At 57.5% G+C, this 25,524-nt stretch carries 18 protein-coding genes; 9 read left to right on the forward strand and 9 right to left on the reverse strand.

What is annotated here, in order from left to right; genetic code table 11:
* Nucleotides 1-6: 6 nt before the first annotated feature.
* Entirely contained in the window at nucleotides 7-1,167 is a 1,161-nt protein-coding gene (locus K227x_RS12350; protein WP_246146759.1) for a Gfo/Idh/MocA family protein, read from the forward strand.
* Nucleotides 1,164-2,009 carry a sugar phosphate isomerase/epimerase family protein gene (locus tag K227x_RS12355; protein WP_145169817.1) on the forward strand — a complete coding sequence of 282 codons (846 nt, stop codon included), beginning with the start codon at nucleotides 1,164-1,166 and terminating at the stop codon, nucleotides 2,007-2,009. The genes K227x_RS12350 and K227x_RS12355 overlap by 4 nt, the downstream gene beginning before the upstream one ends.
* A 52-nt stretch (nucleotides 2,010-2,061) precedes the next feature.
* Here K227x_RS12355 and K227x_RS12360 read toward each other — a convergent pair whose 3' ends face one another.
* Entirely contained in the window at nucleotides 2,062-3,492 is a 1,431-nt protein-coding gene (locus K227x_RS12360) for a sulfatase family protein (protein ID WP_145169819.1), read from the reverse strand.
* A 421-nt stretch (nucleotides 3,493-3,913) separates the two neighbouring features.
* On the reverse strand, nucleotides 3,914-4,474 hold the full coding sequence (locus K227x_RS12365; RefSeq protein ID WP_145169820.1) for an FxsA family protein: 561 nt from the start codon (nucleotides 4,472-4,474) through the stop codon (nucleotides 3,914-3,916).
* A 172-nt stretch (nucleotides 4,475-4,646) separates the two neighbouring features.
* Here K227x_RS12365 and K227x_RS12370 point away from each other — a divergent pair, with 172 nt between their 5' ends.
* On the forward strand, nucleotides 4,647-5,432 hold the full coding sequence (locus K227x_RS12370; RefSeq protein ID WP_145169822.1) for a ThuA domain-containing protein: 786 nt from the start codon (nucleotides 4,647-4,649) through the stop codon (nucleotides 5,430-5,432).
* Nucleotides 5,408-6,364 (forward strand): alpha/beta hydrolase, encoded by a 957-nt coding sequence (locus tag K227x_RS12375; RefSeq protein WP_145169824.1) that lies wholly within the window; start codon nucleotides 5,408-5,410, stop codon nucleotides 6,362-6,364. Before K227x_RS12370 ends, K227x_RS12375 begins: the two co-directional genes overlap by 25 nt.
* A gap of 52 nt (nucleotides 6,365-6,416) precedes the next feature.
* Here K227x_RS12375 and K227x_RS12380 read toward each other — a convergent pair whose 3' ends face one another.
* The 6 genes from K227x_RS12380 to K227x_RS12410 all read right to left on the reverse strand — a co-directional run bounded on the left by K227x_RS12380 (nucleotide 6,417) and on the right by K227x_RS12410 (nucleotide 15,782).
* Nucleotides 6,417-7,784 carry a VWA domain-containing protein gene (locus K227x_RS12380; protein ID WP_145169826.1) on the reverse strand — a complete coding sequence of 456 codons (1,368 nt, stop codon included), beginning with the start codon at nucleotides 7,782-7,784 and terminating at the stop codon, nucleotides 6,417-6,419.
* An 80-nt stretch (nucleotides 7,785-7,864) separates the two neighbouring features.
* Nucleotides 7,865-9,109, reverse strand: a complete 1,245-nt coding sequence (locus K227x_RS12385) for an NAD(P)/FAD-dependent oxidoreductase (RefSeq protein ID WP_145169828.1) — start codon at nucleotides 9,107-9,109, stop codon at nucleotides 7,865-7,867.
* A gap of 117 nt (nucleotides 9,110-9,226) precedes the next feature.
* A complete protein-coding gene (locus K227x_RS12390; protein WP_218933960.1) occupies nucleotides 9,227-10,117 on the reverse strand; it encodes an alpha/beta hydrolase in 891 nt (296 codons plus the stop codon).
* Between the two features lie 329 nt (nucleotides 10,118-10,446).
* A complete protein-coding gene (locus K227x_RS12400) occupies nucleotides 10,447-12,624 on the reverse strand; it encodes a M3 family metallopeptidase (protein WP_391540447.1) in 2,178 nt (725 codons plus the stop codon).
* Between the two features lie 115 nt (nucleotides 12,625-12,739).
* Nucleotides 12,740-13,978 carry an agmatine deiminase family protein gene (locus tag K227x_RS12405; protein ID WP_246146760.1) on the reverse strand — a complete coding sequence of 413 codons (1,239 nt, stop codon included), beginning with the start codon at nucleotides 13,976-13,978 and terminating at the stop codon, nucleotides 12,740-12,742.
* A 238-nt stretch (nucleotides 13,979-14,216) separates the two neighbouring features.
* A complete protein-coding gene (locus tag K227x_RS12410; protein WP_145169836.1) occupies nucleotides 14,217-15,782 on the reverse strand; it encodes a carbon-nitrogen hydrolase family protein in 1,566 nt (521 codons plus the stop codon).
* Nucleotides 15,783-16,087: 305 nt separating this feature from the next.
* On the opposite strand from K227x_RS12410, the gene K227x_RS12415 reads away from it, so the two are divergent.
* The 4 genes from K227x_RS12415 (at nucleotide 16,088) to cmk (ending at nucleotide 21,801) form a co-directional block, all read left to right on the forward strand.
* Entirely contained in the window at nucleotides 16,088-16,984 is an 897-nt protein-coding gene (locus K227x_RS12415; protein ID WP_145177796.1) for an AAA family ATPase, read from the forward strand.
* 115 nt (nucleotides 16,985-17,099) lie between these two features.
* On the forward strand, nucleotides 17,100-18,458 hold the full coding sequence (locus K227x_RS12420) for a DUF58 domain-containing protein (protein WP_145169837.1): 1,359 nt from the start codon (nucleotides 17,100-17,102) through the stop codon (nucleotides 18,456-18,458).
* Nucleotides 18,455-21,130: a transglutaminase TgpA family protein gene (locus K227x_RS12425; RefSeq protein WP_145169839.1), complete on the forward strand. Its 2,676-nt coding sequence runs from the start codon at nucleotides 18,455-18,457 to the stop codon at nucleotides 21,128-21,130. Before K227x_RS12420 ends, K227x_RS12425 begins: the two co-directional genes overlap by 4 nt.
* Nucleotides 21,127-21,801 (forward strand): (d)CMP kinase, encoded by a 675-nt coding sequence (cmk, locus tag K227x_RS12430; protein ID WP_145169840.1) that lies wholly within the window; start codon nucleotides 21,127-21,129, stop codon nucleotides 21,799-21,801. Before K227x_RS12425 ends, cmk begins: the two co-directional genes overlap by 4 nt.
* A 62-nt stretch (nucleotides 21,802-21,863) precedes the next feature.
* Here the strand turns inward: cmk and K227x_RS12435 are convergent, their stop codons facing one another.
* The gene (locus K227x_RS12435; protein ID WP_145169842.1) at nucleotides 21,864-22,388 is read right to left on the reverse strand and encodes a hypothetical protein; all 525 of its coding nucleotides are present in this window, start codon (nucleotides 22,386-22,388) and stop codon (nucleotides 21,864-21,866) included.
* 450 nt (nucleotides 22,389-22,838) lie between these two features.
* On the opposite strand from K227x_RS12435, the gene K227x_RS12440 reads away from it, so the two are divergent.
* On the forward strand, nucleotides 22,839-24,671 hold the full coding sequence (locus K227x_RS12440) for an alpha/beta hydrolase (RefSeq protein ID WP_145169844.1): 1,833 nt from the start codon (nucleotides 22,839-22,841) through the stop codon (nucleotides 24,669-24,671).
* Nucleotides 24,672-25,524 lie beyond the last annotated feature (853 nt).

The following is a 25,524-nucleotide window of genomic DNA, read 5'->3' on the forward strand; positions in this document are numbered from 1 at the left end:
AATCGCATGAGAACACTGACTGTCGCGATGCACGGTGTGACCGGGAGGATGGGGACCAACCAACACTTCATCCGATCCATTCTGGCGATCATGCGTCAGGGCGGCGTGACGACAAGTGGTGGCGAGACCATCGGTATCAAACCAATTCTTTTGGGACGCGATGCTGCGAAGCTAAAACACTTGGCTGAATCGGTTGCGAATGAACAGATCGGCCATCATGTCGACTGGTCGACGGATGTTGACAGCGTCATTTCCGACGCCAGCGTCGATATCGTGTTTGATTCGTCGAGCACACAGATGCGTGCGTCGATGGTGCGGAAGGCGGCTGAACATGGCAAAGCGGTCTACTGCGAAAAACCGATTGCGATCGATACGGACGAAGCAATCGCGCTAGCCGAAACGTGTGAATCGGCTGGCATCCGAAACGGCGTTGTCCAAGACAAGCTATGGTTGCCCGGTGTCCGGAAATTGCGAATGCTTCGCGACCAAGGTTTCTTTGGCGACATTCTTAGCGTACGCGGCGAATTTGGTTACTGGGTTTTTACCGGCCACGATCCCGATCAACCGCCTCAGCGTCCGTCGTGGAACTATCGCAGCGAAGACGGCGGCGGGATGATGATCGACATGTTCTGTCACTGGCAGTACCTGATCGGTGACCTGTTCGGTCCGATCGATCGAGTGCTTGCGCATGCCGCGGTCGACATCCCCGAACGGATTGACGAATCGGGCAAGCCGTATCCATGCACCGCCGACGATTCGGCGTACGCCATCTTTGTGACCAAGAGCGGCGTGACCTGCCAGTTCAATAGTTCATGGACCACTCGGGTGCGACGCGATGACTTGCTGACGATCCAGGTTGATGGGACCAAGGGGTCGGCGGTGGCCGGGCTTCGTGAGTGTTTGGTGCAGGACATGGAATCGACGCCGCGGCCAACCTGGAACCCCGACATTCCACAACCAATCGATTTCTACAGCGGTTGGGAACAACTGTCGGATCAGACGAATTACGACAATGCCTTCAAGATCCAGTGGGAACTGTTTCTGCGGCATGTTGCCGGTGATGGTGAATTCCCATGGTCGCTTCGCAGCGGTGCCCACGGCGTCGCGTTGGCCAACGCGGGCGAGACATCGTGGCGGCAACAGCGTTGGGTGTCGATCGAGTCATGAATGAAACGAACCCACACCAAACGACATCACCCGAACTCAGTCGTTTAGCCGTGCATACGATCACGACCAAACCCTGGTCATTTGCCGAAGCGGCAGATCAGTATTCGCGGCAAGGAATCGGTGGGATCAGCGTTTGGGTGGAAGCGATCGATGGGATCCAACCAACCACCGCACGGCAGATCGTAGACGACGCCGGGTTGAAAGTTCCGGCATTGGTGCGAGGCGGGTTCTTTTGCGCGGGCGACCAACGCCAGCGAGATGGACGAATCGATCACAACCTGCGGTTGCTAGAAACCGCTGCCGAACTGGGCGCCGAAATGTTGGTGCTGGTCGTCGGTGCGACGCCAGGCGTGGCTCTTGAAACCCAACGCGGTTGGGTGCGCGAAGGCATCGAACAAATTCTTCCGCAAGCTTCCTCGCTGAACGTGCGGCTGGCCATCGAACCGCTGCATCCGATGTACGCGGCCGACAAGAGTTGCATCAACCGAATCACGGAAGCTCGTCAAATTTGTGAAGCGATCGACGATCCCGTTCTAGGCGTCGCAGTGGACGTCTATCACGTTTGGTGGGACCCGGATCTGGCGATCGAGATCGAGTTGATAGGGGCGCAGAACCGCATCTTCGGCTTTCACATCTGTGATTGGCGTGTTCCGACCCGAGACATGCTGAACGATCGCGCGCTGATGGGCGAAGGCTGCATCGACATCCGGTCCATTCGCGCCATGGTCGAAGCCGCTGGGTTTGACGGCTGGAACGAAGTCGAAATTTTCTCGGAAGAACACTGGCGCGGGGACCAGAAGCAGTTTCTAAAGCGGATCGTCGAAAGCTACTGCGATTGCTGATCTCCCGCGCGAATGGGTTCGCAGGGAACACGGCAAAGTGCGTCTATTGCGATTACCGTTTGGAATCTTTCGCTCGATGTTGACGGAAGTGCAGGTGCAGTTCGGTCACCTTCTCTGGAAACTTGCTAGCCAAGTCGGTCATTTCCCGGGGATCGTCTTTCAGGTGGAACAGTTGCCAATCGGCTTCCGTTTTGGGGGCGCCCCGACCGTATTTGACGATCTTCCAATCTGCCAGCCGAATGGCCCAGCGATTGGTGCTGTGGTTCCATGTCCAGTACAGAGACCGAGTCGGCAACGATTGGTCATCAAATAGGACACCGGAAATGTCGACACCATCCCAAGCGGTTGACTGGGCTGGTCGATAGCCGATCAAGTTCGCAAGCGTTGGAAACCAGTCGACGATGTGCATCGGATCCGAGACCTCTTTCGCATCGATTCGCCCCGGCCAATTCGCGAACGCGGGGACATGGATACCGCCTTCCCATACATCTAGCTTTTTGCCACGCATCGGCAGCGGCTGATTGAAATCGGTCAGATGCAGGTCGTCGGGGTACGCGTTGCCTTTCCAATTGCCCTGAGGTCCGTTATCGGACGAAAACAAGATCAGCGTATTCCGTCGCTGTCCGCTGCGGTCGAGTGCAGTGACCACATCGCCGATCGCGTTGTCCAAGTGATACGCTGCCGCAAGCAGGAGTCGTTTTTCGGCGTCGGGTTCACTTTGGATCTTTCCGTCGGGATCGTTGAACCATTCGATATGGTCCTCGTTCAACCATCGATCGGGCGAATCGGGGTCTAGCTGAGTCGGGCGTTGGACAAACGTGCCTCGTTCATCCAGCGGTGTGTGGACCGAATGAAAAGGGATATACAAAAAGAACGGTTTGTCTGCGGTGCGATCACGCTGGATGATGCGGACCGCTTCGCCAGAAACAAGGTCAGTGGCATGCTGGCCGTTTTCCCATCCATCGATCAATTTGCCATTACGATGCCAGGTTTCGTAGAACTCACCTTCCCGATAGCGATGGTCGTACATGCCGACCGCACCAGCCAGCGATCCGTAGGTTTCGTCGAATCCGAAATGGTTCGGTCCGTGTTCGGGTTGGGTGCCGAGATGCCATTTTCCGCATAGATAGGTTTCATAGCCACTTTGCTGGAACATGCTGGCGATGGTCGGCGTGCCGATGGGGAATGCCGCTTCGTTGCTGGCCTGCATCGCTGGCCCACCAAACCGTCCTGGATACCGCCCCGTCATCAGTGCAACTCGAGTCGGGGTGCACTGCGGCATCACGTAATGTTGGATGAACTTTGCACCGGTGTTGGCCAGTTCGTCCAAGTTGGGGGTGTAAACGTTCGGATTGTTGTACCCAATATCCGCCCATCCCTGATCGTCGCTGATGATCACGACGACATTGGGTTTCGGTTCGGCGGCGACGAGGACCGAAGGAAGTGCCAGCAGCAATACGGGCAGGATGCGAAATGGATTCATGACGGCAGTGGGTTCGCGGAACGATTCGGACGGACTGACAAGTCGACTGCTTGGCGGCCGGATTTCGTGATGCGAACGAGTCGTCGCAGAGGATCGTTCGTCGTGTCGACCGAAGCAATGATTGACCGCCTAGAACCCGTCGCGGCCTGATTGTAGAACGATCCGCCGCGGCATGGTAATCCGCGATCCCGTGGCTCCGATTCGCAGGCAATGAATCCGACGCGCGGCAATGACGCGGTTGACGCATTGTCGCCCGGGAGCTTGACGCAAATGACCGTCAAGGCGATCGCGTGATGCTAAGCAACGAGCGATCACTAAGTTTCGTTTCTCTCTTCCGCCTCTCTCTACTCTCCCCCCCCGCAAACCGCTGCGCGGCGGAGGCGAGATGACTTGAATCGTGACACTGATTGATCGCTCGTTGCTAAGGCGATTTCCGTTCTACCGCTTCGGCGTCAATGGTGTAGCCGCGCGGGTTTCGGTGCAGCTTTTCTCCGGATTGCGGCCCATTCAGCGGAGATCCATTCAGCGGAGATCCGTCGAGCGGGGATCCGCTGATTGGGGAACCACTTGACCACGTGTAGCTTTGGGTTTGGTGGCCGGTGGCGCTGGTCGACGAGGTTTGGAACTTGGCCGAAAACCGTGACAGGAACAGTTTGCGGAACACGTTTCGTCCGGCCGGCAATAGCAGCATGAAGCCCACTGCGTCGGTGATGATGCCGGGGGTCAGCAGCAGTGCGGCCGCAAACACGATCATCAATCCGTCCTGGATTTCGCGACTGGGCATCCGCCCTTCGGCCATCGCCGATTGGAAACGGAACCAAGCCATCGCGCCTTCGCGGCGAGCCAAGAAACTGCCGAACACGCCGGTGACGATCACGATCAATAGGGTGGTCGCTAGGGACGTCGCTTCGGCGAGCTGTAGCAGCAGATACAGCTCGATCAGCGGAATCAGGACGAAAAGGACAAATAGGCGAATTAGCATGGCATGGGCCGTCAACGTGGCAGGTGCTTCAGACTTCCACCACAATGACGCACCTTCCATGCCGAAACGCCATTTTTACGGCTGAATTCGGCTCGTTGGATAGTCAAACGCTTCGCCAGGACCTATTTTGACGGCTGTCCAGAGAACCATTCATCCGATAGGGACGCACTTCATGTCAGCTTCGATTCGCACTTTATTTGCCGCCGCCCTCGTGTTGGTCGCGACCGGGTTGGTTGATGCCCAGGACGAAAAGTCACCTGCGCAGACGGCCGCCAAGCCGATTCGAGCTCTGATGGTCACCGGAGGTTGCTGTCACGATTACGAAAACCAAAAGCAACTGATCAGCGAAGGTTTGTCGGCAAGCATTGGCGATATCGAGTGGACCATTTGCGACTATGACGACAAACGCGAAACGAAGGCAGCGATCTACGAAGAGGACGACTGGATTTCGCGTTTCGACATCGTGATTCACAACGAATGTTACGGCGCCGTGGAAGACGGTGACTTTGTGCAAAGCATCGTGGATGCCCATGTTCGTTCGGGCGTTCCGGCAATGGTGATCCACTGCTCGATGCACTCGTACCGCGCCGCGCCGACCGCGAATTCTTGGCGTGGGTTGCTGGGCGTGACCAGCCGCCGGCACGAAAAGGTCAAGCGAAGTTTGAAGGTGGTGCCGACTGCCGAGGGCAAATCGGATCCGATCACCGCAGCACTGGGTGATGGTTGGTCGACACCCAATGGCGAACTGTACATCATCGAAAACGTGTGGCCCAACACCAACGTTTTGGCCACCGCGCACAGCGACGAAACCGGCAATGACGAACCGGTGGTGTGGACCAACGAATACCAAGGGGTGCGATTGTTCGGGACCACGCTAGGGCATCACAACGAAACCATTCAAACCGAACAGTGGCAATCGATGGTCGCCGGTGGATGGCGTTGGGTGTTGGAAAAGTAATCGCCGACGGCGCAACCTACATCGGACCTGTTCCCCCGCAGACGTCTAGCATGGATGGCACTGGATTGATCCCGGAAAAGATTGCGGAAAAGATTCCAACGGGCCGTGACAGACGGCTGCGCGGCTATTTCTGGCATCCCGATTCAGAAGTTCGCGGCGTCCTGGTTTTCGTGCACGGGTTGGGGGATCACGCCGCACGATGGGGTGATTTTGCGAGCGGTGTGTGCGCAAGTGGTTGGGCTGTTCTGGGGTTTGATTTGCCCGGCCACGGTCGCTCCCCCGGCAAGCCGGGCCGCGTGGATTCGTTCGATGGTTTGCTGGCGGATATCGCGACCGCGGTCGAATCGGCCCGGGCCCGCTATCCGCAATTGCCGATCGTGTTGATGGGACACAGCATGGGCGGCAATCTGGCATTGAACTTTGCGCTGCGGCAGACGGGCACCGATGCGATTGATGCGGACGCTTTGCCGCTTGCCGGGTTGGTGCTGGCCGCCCCCATGATCCAGCCGCCGCAGTCGTTGCCACGTCCCATCATCATGGCGGCCTGGCTTACCGGGCACCTGTTTCCGTGGCTGCGATTTCGGCGACCAATCGATGTTAGCGAGTTGACAGGGGACGAAGCCGAAGCGGCCGCGATCCGGGCGGACCCCGAAATGCATTCGGAGATCTCGATGTATCTGGCCACTCAATTGGTGTCGCAAGGTCGCTGGGCTTTGGACCATGCTCGCGATTGCAAGACTGCGACGCTGGTGATGTACGGTGAAGACGACACGTTGATCGACAAGACGGCGTGCGACCACTTGGCGATCCGTATGGGCGAATCGGCCACGCTGGTGAAGTGGCCGGAAACCAGGCATGCTCTATTTCACGAACGCAGTCGCCCCGCCGTTTTGGATCGACTGACCAAGTGGTTGAACCAAAGGGCCATGTGAAAACCGCCGACACGCCGGTTCGGGGGGGGGCGAAGTGATGGATCGGCCCACGCTATTCGGCGTTTCGGAATTCACCGTTGGATTGTTCCGCCAACGTTTTTAGAAACTGTTCGGTTTCACCAGCGATCGCGATCCCGATCGTATTGAACTTCACATTTCGCAGACGGTTCCGGCCGATGATGTCAGCAACGATCTGTTGCGGGTGCGTGATCCGTCCCATCGTGGGGCGTCCGTCGGAAAGCAGGAACACGACTTCCAATTCGTCGTCGAACTGCAGCGAATCGTACAGGGCGCCATAGGTGTTGGTGCGTTGTCCATATCCCAACCGATGAACGAACTTCATCGCCGCATCCTTGTTCTGCTGCGTGGCGGGAAGCAACTGGTCTTTCCATTTTCGCACGGATTCTTCGAAGAAGATAATTCCGAACTCGCTGTCGCTTGGCAGGGCTTGGACCGCTTTGGCCAGTTCGATCTTGGCCCGTTCCAATCGAGTCATCCCACCAGAATACTCCTGCATGCTTCCCGATCGATCGATCAGAAACAGCATGCGTTTAGCGTGTATATCGATGTCATAGTACTTCTGCGGCTTTCCAAAATTCATCCGCGAAGTCGATTGGGAACCAAAGCTGGCGCGTTGGATGACGACTTTGGGTTGACGGGACGCCTTCCAACGCAGGTACCTGTCTTGGTCATCCAGAAAGTGCTTTTCAGTGACCTCGGCCAACAGCGTTTCGACCTCAAAACGCAGTTGCCCTTTCAGATTGGCTTCCAAACTGGTCAGGAATTCAACCGCATCGGGATGCCGCATCAACGCCAGTGCACGGACCAAGTTGAACCGGAACCCATAGTTGGATTGGAAGATCGGGCGATCGACCTGTTTCTTTAAAAATTCGATCGTGTCTCGGCGGCGATTTTGCCCCAGCGAATCTGCTGCGATCATGGCGATCGCGTAGCTTGGATGATCCAGCATTTCGACCAGCAAACCCTCGGCGTCCGATTCGCGGATCGTTCCAATCAAATGCAACAATCGATCCAGGCTGAATGGGACAGTCCCGTCGGCGTCGACTTTATCCGCCTGGATTTTGACCGCATCGATCAAGGTGGGCAGAGCACTGCGAGCCATCTCGGGCTGCCCGCTGAACCGCATCAACGCCTGCTGTCGAACTGATTCGTTTCGCGCCGTCAATTGACGGATCAGCACTTCGCTTTGGCGGTCGCTGTCCTGTGCAGTGCTCGGCTGCACGATGATCAGCGAAGCCGCGATGATCCATCCGGTGACCAGCAATCCGTTTCGTAGCGAAGCGGCAATGGATTCATGCAGCATGACGATGCCGCCAAGACAGACGCCTAGAACACGCGTCCAGGCCAATCCGAAGGACGCCGCCAGATACTGGAATGCAAAAACGCAGGACCGAAGCATCGTCGACCGTGACCTCCATCGAGTTTCAAGACGTTGATGTGATCAATCCTAGCGACTATCGACGGACTGGCAAAACGCTTTTACGAGTTCATCGCAGTCATCTTGGCTCTTTCGATCGATGCGTCTAGGTCATCGAACATATTGCCCGCGTCCTCGTGAAAGACGCGTCCGATCAGCAGGTCAGTCACGTTTCCACGGTGCTCGGGGTGTTCCTTCATGAACCGTCCGATGCTGAATTCGCTGGTATAGAACGCTTGCACCAGTTTGCGGACCCAATTGGCGCCCTTGGCGTACGATTCGTTCCATTTTCCTAGCTGCTGACCGCTGAGATCGTCGATTTGAAACCCTTCGATGATCGCATCGCCGGCCCGGATCCCCATCTCCAACGCAAAATAGACTCCCGAGGAATAGACCGGGTCGATGAACCCGAAGGCATCCCCCACGAGGGTCCAACCGTCGCCCGCACTTTGGGTGGTCGAGTACGAAAATTCTTTCGCAGTCCGAATTTCGCCTAGCTGGGTGGCGTTTTCGAGCCGCCGCGTTAGGCCGGGGCACTGCATCAATTCATCTTGATAGACCTGTTCGGGTTTCCCCCGCCCTTTCAGCAGATAGTCGTTGTCGGCAACGCAACCGATGCTGGTGATCCCACGCGAAAGTGGAATGAACCAAAACCAGGAATTGCGACTCTCGGTGTGCATGATGATGGTGGCACCATCGTTGTCGCCTTCGCCACGGACGGCGCCGCTGAAGTAAGTCCAGATCGCAGCCTTCTTGAGGTTTGGATTGACTTCCTTGACCCCCAGTTTGTTGGCGATGAAAGATTGTTGGCCCGAACCGTCCACCACCACGCGGCATGAAATGTCGTGTTGTTTTCCATCGCGATCGCGAACGGAAACGCCGGTTGCTTTCCCGTCGGAATCGAAATGAACGTCTAGCACACGCGATTGATCGTGGCATTCGGCGCCTAGTTCGGCCGCTCGGTCGAACAGCATCTTGTCGAATTCGCTGCGTTCGACTTGCCAGGTGGTGCTGCATTCCCGGGTGTCGTGATCGCGAAAGAAGAACGGTTCAGATTCGCGTCCGTTACCGGAAACGAACTGGACGCTCTGTTTGGCTTGCCAACCGGCTTGCTGGATCCGGTCGGTTAGCCCAAGCCGTTTCAGTGGCCAATAGGTCTCTGGCATCAGCGATTCGCCGATGTGGAACCGAGGCATCGCTTCGCGTTCCACCAACAGGGTGTCCAATCCAGCGCCGGCGACAGTGGCAGCTGCCGAGCTACCGCCTGGGCCGCCACCGATCACCACAACGTCGTAACTCGATTTCATCTACGCTCGTCCTCTAGTACCACAGAATGCATTGGGAAGCTCATTTCAAAGGCCTGACACTGTATCGGTTCGTGAACCCCCCACGGTCGAGCGGGGGGCGTTGGGCCCGGACCGATATCAGCGGCCACGCAAATGGCGATCGAAAAACTGAGTGGTTTCGTCGATTGTGCGGTCCAAATCGGGGCCCCCCCAGCCGTGCCCGGCGTCGATCAAAAATTCGACTCGGCCCGGCACATCGGCGTCCGTCATCGCTTCGACCATGACCATGGCCTGGGTATAGGGTACCAACGGATCGTCGGTTCCTTGGAACAGCAGCATAGGGGCATCGCCTTTGGTGACATAGTTCCGTGGGGATGCGTCATGGAAGGCCTGTGGCCGCTCGTCCGCTGTGCCGCCCAAGAAATCGTGCACCAGCGGAGCCGTCCGCGGGTTCAAATCATGGGCCGTGAAAAGTGTTGGTCCATAGAACGAAACCACCGCCTGGACCTTGCTGGACTGGTCCGGGTTTCCGCCGTCGCCCTCCATCGCGTCCTCGGCATCCATGGTCCCCAGCATCATCGCGAGATGGCCGCCAGCCGAGAAGCCGACTGCACCGATTTGCGTCGGGTCAACGCCATACTTTGCTGCGTTGGCCCGGATGTAGCGGACGGCGCACTTCACGTCTTCGACCTGAGCCGGAAAGGGGAACTGCGGACAGAATCGGTATTGAACGGTCGCCGATACGTAACCCTGCTGGGCAAAGCGACGAATCTGGGTGATGTGAGACGACTTGTCGCCCTGACGCCAAGCACCACCGTGGATCACGATGATGCAAGGTACCGGTTGGGATGCCTCGGCCGGCGTCGCGATGTCCATGTGCAGTTCGACATCGCCGCCCATTCCGTAAACAACGTCACGCTGGATGGAGACATCGTCGGTACCCTTGGCTTGGCCGTTTGCCAGGGGGCCCGTGAACAGCGTCGTGGCCAGGCCGATGGCGGTGCAGAAGACGGGAGCGAAACGATTCATTGATACCATGGCAGCGAAGTTAGAATGGCAGCGAAGTTAGAATGGGGCAGTTTCGAAAGACTTGGGGCGCAGCAATCGCCGTTGGGCTGGCCGCGAACGACGTGGGGCGGCGTCGGACCGATTTGGATCGGGAGGGATTGTCCAGATCGGGGCGGGGTTGAAGAGGGGGGGACGAGTTCGAGTTCGAGTTCGAGTTCGAGTTCGAGTTCGAGTTCAAGTTCAAGTTCAAGTTCAAGTTCAAGAACGGGGCTCGGGGGCTACGAGGCCCGTTTTCTTGGACGGGCTCGTAGCCTTGGCTGATCCTCGACTACTCTGCTGCGGGTCGGATGCTACTCGACGGGGAAACCGCGTTTTCTTAGCAGTGCGCCGGTGTCGACGTCGCGTCCGCGGAAGCGGCGAAATCCTTCGGCGGGATCGATCGTATCTCCGACGCTCATGACATTCTGGTACAGGCTCTTGGCGACTTCCTCGTCATAGAAGCTGCCCGCTTCGACAAATCGTTCGGCCGCGTCGGCGGTCAACGCGTCGGCCCACAGATAGCTGTAGTAACCGGCCGAGTAGCTGTCGCTGCTGAAGATGTGCGCAAAGTGGGGCGTTCGGTGACGCATCGGCAGTTCGGATGGCATCCCCATCTGGGCCAACGTTTCCCGTTCGAACTTGTCGGGATCGATGTCGGCGTCACCGGCCAGGTGCAGTTTCATGTCCATCAGGGCACTGGCCAAATACTCCACCGTGTCGAATCCCTTGTTGAACGTGGATGCCTTTTTGATTTTGTCGATCAATTCTTGAGGCAATGGTTCGCCGGTTTTGTAGTGGACTGCAAACTGGTTCAACACTTCGGGAGTGTCCAACCAGTGTTCGTTGACCTGTGACGGGAATTCGACATAGTCACGCGCAACATTCGTACCGGCTTGGGATCGGTATTTGACGTCCGACAATAGGCTGTGCAAGGCATGTCCAAATTCGTGGAACAGCGTGACTGCGTCGTCCCACGAGATCAGGGTGGCGCCGTCACCGGATTTCACAAAGTTCGAATTGTTAGAAACGATCGGCCGGATCTCGGACGTCACGTTCTGCTGTTCGCGGTAGTCGGTCATCCAAGCACCGCTACGTTTTCCTTCGCGGGCGAATGGATCTAGGTACCACAGGCCTGCCAATGAACCGTCGGCTTTGCTGACTTCCCAAACCGTGACATCGGGATGGAACACGGGCAGCCCCGAAACTTGCTTGAACTGCAATCCGTACAAACGTCCGGCCGCCCACATCATGGCTTCGCGAAGTTTATCCAACTGCATGTACGGTTTGACTTCGTTCAGGTCCAAGTCGTACTTGTCCTTGCGAACTTTTTCGGCGTAATAGCGATAGTCCCAGGGTTCGATCTTGATCGATTGTCCGGCCGTCGTTTCGGCGTCTGCGATCGTCTGCATATCGGCGACTTCTTCTTTGACTCGCGCGACCGCCTTGGGCCAAACCTTCATCATCAGGTCCATCGCCGCCTGCGGATCCTTGGCCATCGTTGGTTCCATTCGCCAATGGGCGTGCGTGGGGTAGCCCAGCAATTTGGCTCGCGCCGCACGCAGTTTCAGGATCTCGGAAATGATCGCGTTGTTGTCGTGTTCATCGCCATTGTCGCCGCGGTTGTAATAGTTGCGCCAAACAACTTCACGAAGCCCGCGGTCATCGGCGTAGGTCAACACGGGATCCATCGACGAGCGAGTGTTGGTGACTGCCCACTGGCCGTTGAGATTGGATCGTTCCTTGGCGGCCGAGGCCATTGCGTCGACGACACTGTCGGGCAAACCGGTCAGTTTCGCTTCGTCGTCAATCCAGGTGACGTACCCTTTTTCATCTTCCAGCACATTCTGGCTGAATTCCGTGAACAAACGAGCCAGTCGCGTGTTGATCTGAGACAGTCTTGCCTTGTCCGAATTGCTAAGCCGGGCACCTTTGCGGATGAACGTCTTGAACAAATCATCGACCAGACGTTGTTGGGCCAAGGTGAAGGTCTTGTCCTTCATGGCGTCGCTATCGTGCACTGCGCTGATTCGTTCGAACAGCTTTTGGTTTTGGTAGATACTGTCTTCGTGAACCGACAATTTCGGCACCACGCTCTTTTCGATATCAGGAATCGGTCCCACGTTCAGGTTGGATGCATGAACAAAGAACATCGATTCCAGACGACGTAGATCCTGGCCCGCATTCTCCAGTGCCAGGATGGTGTTTTCGAACGTCGCCGGTTGCGGGTTATCGGCGATCGCGTTGATTTCTTGATCAGCCCGCTCGATCGCGATATCGAATGCCGGAATGAACTCTTCGGTACGAACCGACGTCCATGGCGGCACACCGTCATAGGGGCCTGTCCATGGTTTTAGTAGCGGCGTGTCGAGATCCATCGTGGCGGTCTTTCCTTTCGAAAGCGATTTTTGCGGGGCCGGATCGTCATCCGAAAATGAGACGGCCGGAGTCAGCAAAATCAAAATCGCGGGCATCAGGTACGGGCGTAACATCACGAAATCGGCGTCCTATGTGTCGGTGGAAGTAAAAGCGCGAAATAGTGAATGCGCGAAATCGAGCGAACCGAAGTTTAGCATCTGTTGGCAACTGTGTTGGGGACCACCGGAATCAGAACTCGGGTTGCGATTCCGCTTCGGGGGCCACCGCGGGCGGGGCCAAATGTTCTGGGAAATAGGCCTGAACCGAGTTTGCGAACGGATAGATCCGGTCCGGCATTGGTGCCATCGCAGGCACGTGCAGCGACAGACAGTGCAGTTCACCCTGCAACTGCTTCATGCTGGTCATGTCGATCGTTTCCACCGTATGGTTGGGCAGCAGGCGTCGGTAGGCCGCCACTGCGGACTGAATCATGTTCGGTGGGTCACTGTTGAAGATCGGCATCAGCACGAGGTCGCCCGAGATTACGATGTTGGTGTACGCGCTCCACGACGTGCCTTCGCGAACCGGAATGTCGATCCGGTGAACTCGCATCGGTTGCTGGCCGACAACCAGTTTGGACAATCGAGCCGCATTTCGGTCCAAGATCGCTGCGTTGATCGGGTCGGCGTGCCGGTCCAGTTGGGCCACCAAGACATCCGCTGCCGACAGGAACGTGGCGAACATGTCGACGTGCTGGGTCGATTCGGACTGCAACGGTTCCAGCACGGCCAGTTGGTTCAGGTTACAGAACTTGACGAATTGGTCGACGACCATTTTGCGGCGTTCGAACTGGACGTTCATCTGCGGCAACGGACTGGGAAAGGTGATGTGGTTGTCTTCAAAGATCCGGTTGGTCGTCAACCCGATTCCTTGACCGTTGCTGATCAAGTTACCGCCCTGCAGCGTCCACGGGACCTCGACATACTGGATCCCCGTCCGGCGGGCCCAAACCAGAGGCAGTCCATCGTCTTTGGGGCGTGTCCCCTCGTAGTAGAAGTCCAGTGCTTGGATACCCGTGGCGGTCTGCGCAAACATCGGGCCAAAGTCGCGCAGCCAAACCGTGTCTAGCGGTATCTCACAAAAATACACATGCGGAAAGTCGTTGCCCGATTCCAGCAACCAAGCGGTGGTGTCTTTGATCTGCCAGGTGTCGTTGCACAACACCATCACATTGGCATGACCGGCGGTCTTGTGGGCCACTTCGATCAGGATTTCGCGGTGGTGGGGTTGCCAGTCAGCGACGCCGAACATCAGCAACCGAGTCGGTTCGAACTCGGCCGCCAGCCGCGGATAGGGACTGGCAGCGGGCCGTACGACATGGGCCCCGCCGGCTTGATCCAGCGTCATCGTTACCGGTACATCGGCCCACCCGAATGAATGCCACAACAACATTGCGGCCATAACGCCGACGAGAAACGATTGTTTCAATCAAGCACCTGGATGTGGCAATGGACGTTGGGTGGTCAGGGACGTTGGGTGGTCAGGGACGGTGGGTGGTCAGGGACGGTGGGGGACAGGAACGGTGGGGGACAGGAACGGTGGGGGATAGGGACAGTGGGAACCCATGGGAAGGTTGCCCGTTTCGGCGCCAACAGACTTCGCCGCGAATGCCGTCCCGAAGCGATGGGGCCAACGGGGATGGCCGGTCGCTAGGCCGGGTGGGATGTCACAGTTCTCTGTTTTCGGCGTGGTATCGAACGCCGTACAAATCCAGTCGACGGTCGTTCCAGTTCAGAACGCTGCCCTGGACGCGGTGTCGACGAAGCAATTCTAGATCGACATCGTGAATGATCACCATCTCAATATTCGTATTCGCTTCGGCTCCGATGGCATCGCGGGCAAAGGTGACGTCCGACGGGGTGAAAATCGCGGATTGGGCATAGTGAATGTCGGCGTTTTCGACGGCGGGCAGGTTCCCGGTACATCCCGCGATCGCCGTGTAGACATGATTTTCGATACAGCGGGCCTGAGCGCAGGCGCGGACACGCAGATAACCATCGCGAGTGTCCGTGTTGAACGGGACGAAGATGATGTTGGCACCCTTGGCTGCCGCGATCCGGGAAAGTTCGGGGAATTCGCAGTCGTAGCAGACCTGGATGGCGATCTTGCCACAATCGGTATCGAAGACTTCGACCGCGTCGCCGCCCGACACACCCCACCACCGTTTTTCGCTGGGCGTGATGTGCAGCTTGTATTGTTTTTCGATGCTGCCGTCGCGTCGGAACAGATACGAAATGTTGTAAAGCGTTTCGTCTTCGACAACAAAATGTGATCCACCGATGATGTTGGTGTTGAACGCGACCGCCATTTCGGTGAACAGTTCCAAGTACTGTGGCGTGAACTCGGACAACGCACGCGCCGCGCTTCCGGGACGTTGCGGTGGCAAACACGAAAGCAACTGAGTGGTGAACAGTTCAGGGAACAGCAAGAAGTCGCACTTGTAGTCCCCGGCCACGTCGACAAAGTATCGCGCGTATTTGGCGAAGTCGTCAAAGTCGGTGACGCTGCGCATCTGGTACTGAACGGCGCCGATGCGCACCAGGTCGACGTTGCGACGAAAACGCCTGCCTGTCGATTTGCGTTTCAGGTCGATGTTTTTCCACTCTAGAAATGTCGCATAGCCACAGCTTTGATGGTCCGATGGAAGGTAGTCTTCGATCAGGCCTTGGACCGAAAATCCATTGGCAATCTGTGCGGTCAAAACAGGATCGAAAATCGACTTTTCGACGACGCGCTCGATGTATTCCCGTGCGCTCATTTGGTCGGCATGTTGATGGTAGCCGGGAATCCGACCACCGATGATCATGCGAGCGATGTTGCGTTGCCGACACAGTTCCTTTCGCGCGTCGTAGAGTCGGCGGGACAGTCGATTGCCACGGTACGCCGGGTCGACCATGATTTCGATGCCGTACATCGTGTCGCCGGAATCCCTGTGATTGCGGATGGATCCGTTGTCCGAGGTTTTTTTCCAATCGTGCCATTCCAGGTCGTCGTCGTAATCCAGCAACAGGCTGCTGGAGGACGCGACAAGTTTCCCGTCGCATTCGATACAGATCTGGCCTTCTGGGAAATTCTTGATCTGGCTTTTGATCTGATCTTCGGTCCACAGTTCCATACCGGGAAAGCACTTCGCCTGCATTTCCACCAGTGCAGCATGATCGTCGACTCGCATATTGCGAACGATCAGGTTCCATTCGTATTTGGACAGGTCCAGTTCAGCTTGGTCAGACATCGATCAATTCGTGTGGCGATAAATGAATACGGGAGGGACTGCCAGGCGTGCGGTGGACGCCGGTGGCTGCCGCCCAGCAGAATAGGTCAGCCCATGCGAAATCACCAGCGGCGGTCCATCGCGGTACCAATCGTCCCCGATAGAATCTGGGTGATTTGCTGGATATGATATCTTGTCGCCCGGCGGCCCGATGGAATCGCAGATCGAGCGCGGCGCCGCTGATCGAAGACACTTTTCACATGCACGAGAAATTCATGCCGATGTCGCAGGAAGCGTACGAGACCTCACGTTCACTGCGTCAGAACATTGAACGCGTGGTACTGGGAAAGCCCGACGTGGTGCAGATGTTGACGGTTGCCCTGTTGGCGGGCGAACATGTTCTGTTGGAAGACGTTCCGGGGGTCGGCAAGACCTTGGCAGCGAAGGCGCTTGCGCAGAGCATCCATGGCAGTTTTTCGCGTTTGCAGTTCACGCCCGACCTGCTGCCCAGCGACATTACCGGCAGCATGATCTATCGATCCGATACGCGTGAGTTCGAATTTAGCCCGGGCCCGATTTTTGCCAACGTCATTTTGGCGGACGAAATCAACCGGGCTCCGCCGCGGACGCAGTCGGCGTTGTTGGAAGCGATGAGCGAAGGCCAGGTTTCGATCGACGGAAAAACGCACCCGCTGCCCAAGCCGTTCATCGTCGTGGCGACTCAGAACCCGTTCGAGTTCGAGGGAACCTACGCGTTGCCGGAAAGTCAGCTGGATCGATTCCTGCTGCGTACTTCGATTGGATACCCCAGCCGCGAAACTGAACAACAGGTGATGTTGACTCACCGGATGGGCGAACCGGTCGATTCTTTGGACGCCGTGATCGGTGTCGAGGGAATCATGACTGCCCAGCGTTTGGTGCGCGAGATTCGCTTTGACGAAACACTGGTGGACTATTTGCTAGACATCGTCGAAGCGACTCGGAACCATGATGGATTTCAAGTGGGCGTCAGCACTCGTGGAGCACTCAGTTTCTATCGCGGATGCCAGGCGCGGGCGCTGACGGAGAACCGGGACTTTGTGACCCCGGACGACATCAAGGCTTTGGCGGTTCCGTCGCTATCGCACCGCGTGTTGCCAGAGGGGATTTTCCAAGGCGCCAGTCGCGAGGCGGTCGAGACCCAATTGGCGGATCTGTTGCAACAGGTGCCCGTCCCGGTTTAGCGGACCAAAGATCAACAAGCCGCCGGCTGCGTGGCATACGGGACGTTGGCGTGGGTGTTAGGATGGAAACGCTGGCCAGTGTCGCACTTTTGTCTTCTTCGGGGATGTCTGTCACGTGAAATCGACTCGCCGATCTGAACCAAGACGAAAGCACCGTCTGACCCGGTTGGGATTCCATTTTCTGTTTGTCAGTTCGTTCGCCGTTTTGGGTGGCGCACTGCGCGGGTTCAATCTGTTGCTCGTGCTGGCTGGATTGTTGGTCGGTGCATTGATCATGCAGTGGCGATGGTCCAAGCGGTCGGTGGAATCGGTGTCCGTGACGCGGCGTCTGCCGACCGAAGCGTTCGCCGGGAAGTCGTTTCGGATTCGATACCTGCTTCGCAATCACAGCCGGTGGATGCCGGTTTGGATGATGCGAGTCGAAGATCGAATCGAATCGGTCGATAAGGTCGATCAAGCTGCTGCGGTGTGCGCGGCGGGCGTGATTTCGCCGAATCAAACGGTTCAACCCTACTGTGATTGTGTGGTTCGTCGACGTGGACGCTACCGATTTGGGCCGATCCAGCTGATGACGACGTTTCCGTTTTCGTTGTTTCGATCGTTAGAAATCAATGATGACTTTGAACCGTTGCATGTGTTTCCCGAACTGTTGACGCTGCGGGGGGATTGGCGGGCGCGTTTGATCAGCCGTTCGGGCGGGATGGCAACGACGGGACAACGCAGCGGGCCAAGCGAGGGTGATTTTTTTGGGCTGCGAGAATGGCAGACCGGCGATAGCCCCAAGTGGATCCATTGGCGGACCACCGCGCGGATCGGCGAGCCCATCGTTCGCCAATTCGAACAGCAACGTCGGTTCGATGTCTGTATTTTGGTGGATGCTTTTCAGGACGCCCCGACGACCGCTGGATCCACCGGTTGGCTCAGCAAAGATCCGCGATCCAAGGAACACGATCCACTGGATCCTGATCCGTCTGCGGATGTTGAAATGGCGATCAGTTTGGCGGCCACGATCATGGTGCACCTGATCAATTCGCCGTCGAATCGAGTGGTCTTGGCCATCGCCGCCGATGAATCCGAAGCGATCATCGGATCGGGATCGGTCGTCGGCAAGCGACGAATGCTTGAATTGTTGGCGGACGTTGTCCCCAGCGCCCTGCCCAGCGTTCACGAGGCTGCCCGCCGCACGTTGCGGATCGTCGGCAATACACAGGATTTGATCGTCATCAGCCCACGATCGATGGCGGAAGCCAAGCGTTCGGATCCGAAGTTGGCCGAGGCGATCGCGCCGTGGACCCGGCGCGGTTCGTTCCGGTGGTTGGATGTTAGCAATCGTGAACTGGACCGCTGGGTCGCCCGAGACGCCAACTACAGCAAGGTGGCGGATGAAGATCGAACCGAAACCGGGACAGGGAAACCAGGTTTTGGTCGGGCCCCGTCCACCCCATCGAAATCGGGTTCGGAGGTATCGGCATGAGCGATCAGACCGCAAAGACGGATCAAGATTCACGCCGAATTGGGGCCCGTTTAAAATTCTATTTCGCAGTCCTTTCGTGTTTGGGCGGATTGGTGCTGACGTCCGGCACATCGATGGAATCGGTCACCGCGATCGCTGTTTTTCTAGCCGTGTTTGGTTATGTGTTTGTCGATTGGCTGGAACTGTTCGCGTTGCCGCCGATCGCTGCCTATGCCGCGATGGGTTTAGCGGCACTGTACTGTGTCAGCGATTTTGCGGACTTCGACGCCGCGGGCAATCATCAGATGGAGGCTGTTGCTCAACTGTTGGTGTTTGTGCAGGGGATCCTGATGCTGCAGCGGAAGACGCGCCGGATCTTGGAACAGTTGGGCGTGTTCTGCATGTTGGAACTAGTCGTCGCTGCCGTGTTTAACAACGCGATCAACTTTGGTTTGTTGCTGATTCCAATCGGCATCGTCGCCGCTTGGGCGCTGAGTTCGTTATCGGCCGTGTCAGCCTCGGACGGGTTGTTGGCCGATACAGGGCTGGACGACGACGATGATGACGGGGTGGGGCCTAGCCGCCGTAGCAAGACACGACCCAATATCCAGGTTTCGGCGCCCGATTCGGTGGCTGGCTTGTTCCGTACTGCGACGCGGTTGCCGCGAATCGCCATGTTCGCCGTCGCACCATCGGTGTTGATCGTGGGGGCCATCTTTTTCTATGCGTTGCCGCGAACAACCCAAGCGGCCAGAGGTATCAGCCGAGGCAACGCCCTGGTCGGCTTTAGTGACAAGCTAAGGCTAGAACAGATCGGCCAGATGATGCAAAGTTCGGCCATCGCGATGCGGGTGAAGCTGACCGACCGTGCCACGGGGACTCCGTACAAGGTCAACGATGGTTTCTACCTTCGTGGTCGGGTGATGGAGCGATACACGCCTCAGTTTAGTGGCCGGAAAACATCAGCAACTTGGAGCGAGCTGGGCATTGCGGCCGTTTTGACATCCAATCGATTGCCGCGGGAGTTCATCACGCGGCGCAGCACCGACGAAAACTTCTTTGATGCCGTCAATGTCTCGGTGGTTTGCGAGTCGTCGCGCAGCAGTGCCTTGTTTGCGGTTGCTCCCTATTTCCATGCCAAAAAGGATTCCGATATCGATCACTGTTGGGATCGTTGGACGCTCCAACGCAGCGATGGCAATGGCATGTCGTTTCCTCGCATGACCTACAATTTTGGCACTCACGCGTTCAACCGTGGCAACCAGAGCGATCTAACGGCCTATCAGGTGGCTGATGTTCCATTGGCTGGCCGAACTGCGGGGGCTTCAGAGACGACCCCGTCATCCGGGACGACCCAGTCATCGAATTTGAATAGGAATAGGCAGGGCCGGCAGTTGGGCGACCGGCGTGACGCGCTGGATCAGGCCGAGCGTCGCCGTGCCCAAGTCAACGAGCAACAGAGGATCGAAGGGTACATCAGCGATCTGTTGCAATTCGATCGCGAATCGATACCGACCGCAGAATCATTAGCCACGCGGCTGGCGAGGTCGGTCGACGGCAACCCCGTCACAGACTACCGGGCCGCGCGGAACATGGAACGATATTTCGCGTCCAGCGGCGAGTTTCAGTACACGCTAAATCTGGATGCTGAAACGTATCCGGGGATGGATCCAATCGAGCAATTTTTGTTGATCGATAAACGCGGGCATTGCCAGTATTTTTCGTCGGCTTTGGTGATGATGTTGCGAAGTCAGAACATTCCCGCTCGCGTCGTCGTTGGCTATCACACCGATGAATACAACGAAATCGGATCTCACTACGTTGCCCGACAACTGCATGCTCACGCGTGGGTCGAGGCGCTGATCGATCGTGACCAACTGGATGACAATCGAACGGTCTACGGGCAGCCCGAGTCGGAAAAATACTGGCTCCGTTTGGATCCGACTCCCGGAACCGGACGTACTCGCACGGAAGCGGGCGGTGTCGGGCAGGTGTTCGACATGGCGCAAAGCATGTGGGACGACTACGTGGTGGACATGGACGGCAGCCGACAAGAACAGGCATTCCTGGGCAGTCCAGCGGTCAATCCATTGCACCGATCGTACGCCCAGTTTGTGGAACGATTAAGCACCGTGGTGGGGCGAGTTCGGGCCGGTGAATTGGGCGGCGGATCGCTGGCAAGTGGCAATCTGTTTTCTTGGCCGGCGGCGGTGTTGGGATTTGGGTTGGCACTGTTGGCGGTCATCTTGTTCCGGTTGCCGACACCGGCTTGGGTGCGACGACGGATGGGACAATTGGAATCCAATCCCGTTGCCCGCCCGTCCATCGATTTTTATCGTCAGACTTTGGATCAACTGGAACGCATCGGTATCTATCGAAAAAGTGCCCAGACACCTAACGAATTGGCGGTCGATGCGACCGAGCGATTTCGGGAATCCGATGCACCATCGGACGATGAACCGCTATCCATTTTGACCGATGCGTTCTATCGACTTCGCTTTGGACGCCCCGGCAATCGCGACAGCCAGGCGACCTTGGAGGGGCCAACGGCGAGTGGGCACCTTGATGGATCAGCGGGCTTCAAGCATGATCCGGGCCAGGAAACCGATAAAGTCCAATTAGCCCTGGCTGCACTAACGCAGCGTGTTGACCGCATGGTGATCAGTCAGGAAACCGCGGAGCAGAATAAGTGATCGTGACAATCGATGGTCCCGCCGGGGCTGGGAAAAGCAGCATTGCTCGCCAGGTCGCTGACCGATTGGGTTTCGAGTTCCTGGACACCGGGGCGATGTACCGTGCCGTCACGCTGGGGGCGATCCGAGCTCAAATCGAATTTTCGGACGTCGACGCACTGGTTGCTTTCGCCGGTACCGCGGATTTGAAGTGGAAGGGGTGTCGGATCTCGTTGAACGGGGTCGACGTCACCGAAGAAATTCGCACTCCGACAGTCACCGGGGCGATCCGCTACTTGGCTGATCTGCCGGACGTTCGTCGGCAATTGACGCTGCAACAACGCCGCATCGCCGCCGGCCGAAGCATCGTGACCGAAGGACGCGATCAGGGAACCGATGTGTTTCCGGACGCCGATTGCAAAATCTTTCTGACCGCGTCACCGCACGAACGCGCGCTGCGTCGCCACCAACAATTGGCCGATGCAGGACGACACATGGCGATCGAGGATGTGATCGCAGCCCAGGATCGACGGGATGCCGAGGACCGTTGTCGCCCAGTGGGTGCGCTGCGACCGGCTGACGATGCCGTCACGCTGGACACCGACGGAATGAGTCCGGATGAAGTCTTGGACAGAACCTTGCAGATCATCGAATCCGCGGTCCAGCGGGATCAGGTCAAAGATTGCTCGTGACCTGAACCGGCGACTCGGTGCAGCGGCGATGCCTTGGTGTGCCGTTTGGGGCAACCGGGCGGTTACAGGAATTGATTCAACGTTTGATTCAATTCCGCCAAAATCCACTGGAACGCGGTTTGGATGCGAGTGGACGTTCCCAACCGGTCACCGAGACCAGGCAAAGCCATCAGGGTGAACAGGAATAGCACGAATCCGCCAAAGGCAGCGGCTGAGTAGCTGGGGTCGTCGTATTGGCGGCCACCGTAGCGGGAAAGAATCGATTTCTTTCGTTTCGGCGGTGGGGTCAGGTCTCGCAGACGACGCAGTCCAAGTTGGACATGTCCGTCGGGTGAATTGAACATCCATTGAGGGTGGACTTCAATCTTTGCACCCTCGTAATGCAGGACCCAACGCTGGCTGATCTTCAGCATCGCGGCGTAGTTCGGTGCGACTAGAACCGTGAAACCGTCGATCGAAGTCTCTTGGACTTCAGCTTTCGTTTTCTTTCGTCCAACATGGATAGTGGCCTGACGGTGATCCGACGCGATGGGGCATCGGAAGAAACCTTCGGACTGTTGCGAATCGGTAGCGGGGGCATGATTCATTTTGGCGTTACTCCGCAAATTCATCGATTGAATTGCGTCGAAGCGATGAGGAAAAGACAAGGATGCGTGGCCCTCGATCCCCCGATGTGGCCAGCAACTGAAACATACCCGGCAAATCTTGCTTAGGTCGGAAAGTTTCAGCAATCCGGATTGTTTGACAGTTTCTTGCAGGTTTTTGGAGGCGGTTGTAACGATTGCGCCAGCCGCGCAGATCGCCCACCTTGCTGGCAGGCCTCTATCGATCGACGTTTGCTAGGTCACCGGCGTCGCGAGTTTGACAGGCCGGACGCTCGGTTTGCAGGGGCGTCAGGATGGGTGGTCGGCAAAACGACGTCGGCGGTTGGCGCGGATCAGATTGACGTCGACTTTTCAGCGGCTTTTGTGGTATCAAAATGCTGCTCAATCGTCGCGAGCGGCCGTCTTTTGCAAGTCCACCGACAGGTAGCTGGAATGATGTTTTCCTACGAATCACCAAATGCTAGGCCCCCAGCGAAGGCGACCGCAGCGTGGTGGCTGCCGCTGGCCGTCGTCTGGATTAGCGTCTTGGTGGGGTGCAGCAACGCAGAAGAATCAGCCCAGCAGCGGCCGCCGAGTTCGCAAACCATCCCGGAAACCGGCCCCGCAGATCACATGTCGGCAGACCACATGGCGGCGACCGAATCGGGTGGATCGGGCCAAGCCGGATCTGGCCAAGCCGTTAAAATTCAAGAACGGCCGCCGGTCTTCCAGCTGGACAATCCGCCGGTTATCCGCGACGCGACGGCGACCGAAATGTCGCCGCCACCGATGATCACAGGATCGTCGCGGTTCGAATCATTGTCCGCACGATCAGCGGCTCCGAAATCAGCGGCTCCGAAATCAACGGCTCCGAAATCAACGGCTCCGAAATCACCCGGTTCGCAGCCTGTCCTGCAGCATGCAATCGAGCAGCCCAGAGTCGAAGCGTTGGCGATGCAGGCACCACCGTCCTCCGCGTCCGCGCCAGCACCGATGCCCAGCGCTCCGGACGGCTTCGACGAACCCATGTCCAGTTTGCCGGCTGGATCGACTCGGAACGATGAGGGTGGGTACGCGACGATCGAAGTTTTTTATGCCACGGATCGATCGCGATCGACTCTGCCACTTTCGGCCTATGAAGTGACTGGTCAGAAGCGGCTGTTCATGTCGATCTGTTTGGTTGCGTTGATGACCTTCGGATTCGCACTGTTCAACTGGTTTCGTGGTCGATCGAAATTGGCGATGGGGTCGGCCTTGATCGGAATTGCCGCCGGCTGTTTTGCCACAGCGGTCGTCACGATGGGCCAAACGAATATTGAAAAGCACGGCGTCACGTACAACGCCGATCGCGGAGTTTTGACGCGCGGGATTTGTGAAGTGACGGTCCCGAATTCACATCAACGTGGACAGGTCGAACGGCCAAGCTTGTTGCGTTTCGAGTTTCGCGAAGACCAAAGCGAGCACATGGTTTTGACTTCGGCGGTCGAGCTTGGCCAGGCCGATTTTGGCAAGCGTATGGCGGAGCGTGTGGGGCAGTCGCCTCGTCGTGATCTGCTGTTGTTCATCCATGGGTACAACGTCGATTTTCAGTCCGCGGTGCAACGGACCGCTCAGATGGCAGTCGACTTGCCGTTTGAAGGTGTGCCGGTTTGCTATTCCTGGCCGAGCCAGGGGACATTGATTGGGTATCCGATCGATGAAAACAATTCCGAATGGACGACCACGCATCTGCGAGAGTTCTTGTTGGAACTGGCGAATGAAAGCGGTGCCGAGTCGATCAATGTCGTTGCCCACAGCATGGGGAACCGAGCGATGGTGGCAGCGATGCAGCAGATCAGTTGGCAATTGCCCGAGCAGTCACCACCGCCGTTCGATCGCATCGTGATGGCAGCCCCGGACGTAGACGCCGATCGCTTTCGTCGTGACTTGGCGGGACCTCTGACCAAGGTCGCCAATCATGTCACGCTCTACGCATCCTCGGACGATCAAGCCTTGATCGCATCGAAACAGGTCCACGGCTATCCGCGGGCGGGTGAAAGCGGTGACAACATCGTGGTGGTGGCGGGTGTCGAAACGGTGGATGTCAGCGGGATCGATCTCAGCCTGCTGGGGCATAGCTATTACGGCGACAATGAATCGATGCTTCGCGAGTTGTACGATGTAGTGCGTGGTCGATTGCCGGCCAGACAACGACCCGCGTTGATCACCCGCCGCGATGGCGAACTGGTGTATTGGCAATTGGCATCTCAATCAGACGTCAACGGATCCGATGTACCACTGCGCTGATCGTTTGGGACAAATCGTCCGCAGCAATGACAAGCCAGTTCCGTCCACCAGTCACCGTTCGTAGTACCGGCTTCATAGCGCGTCCAACTTCTGACAGCCTCGGAGAGGCGAAAGCATCATGCCGGTGGCCTCTGGCCACCGGATATGGCGTCCCCCCAATGATCTTTCTCGGTCGGGCCGCCTGCGGGCGGCCCGGCCGAGAACATCAAGATTGTGTTAGCCATCGCTAACCGTGGGGCAAGCCCCACGGCAAATATCTGCCGCCGCTCCGCGGCTAAGCTGGGCGCCCTCTTCAGCCGGAATATGCCGGCTCTGGAAACCGACGCCGATTCCGCCTAAAGGCGGTACTACAAACAAAGGCATACCGCTCGGTCATCCACCAGTCACCGTTCGTAGTACCGGCTTCATAGCGCGTTCAGCTTCTGACAGCCTCGGAGAGGCGAAAGCATCATGCCGGTGGCCTCTGGCCACCGGATATGGCGTTCCCCCAATGATCTTTCTCGGCCGGGCCGCCTGCGAGCGGCCCGGCCGAGAACATCAAGATTGTGTTAGCCATCGCTAACCGTGGGGCAAGCCCCACGGCAAATATCTGCCGCCGCTCCGCGGCTAAGCTGGGCGCCCTCTTCAGCCGGAATATGCCGGCTCTGGAAACCGACGCCGATTCCGCCTAAAGGCGGTACTACGAACAAAGGCATGCCGCTCGGTTATCCACCAGTCACCGTTCGTAGTACCGGCTTCATAGCGCGTCCAGCTTCTGACAGCCTCGGAGAGGCGAAAGCATCATGCCGGTGGCCTTTGGCCACCGGATATGGCGTCCCACCAATGATCTTTCTCGGCCGGGCCGCCCGCAGGC

This window comes from Rubripirellula lacrimiformis, from assembly GCF_007741535.1.
Classification (GTDB): domain Bacteria; phylum Planctomycetota; class Planctomycetia; order Pirellulales; family Pirellulaceae; genus Rubripirellula; species Rubripirellula lacrimiformis.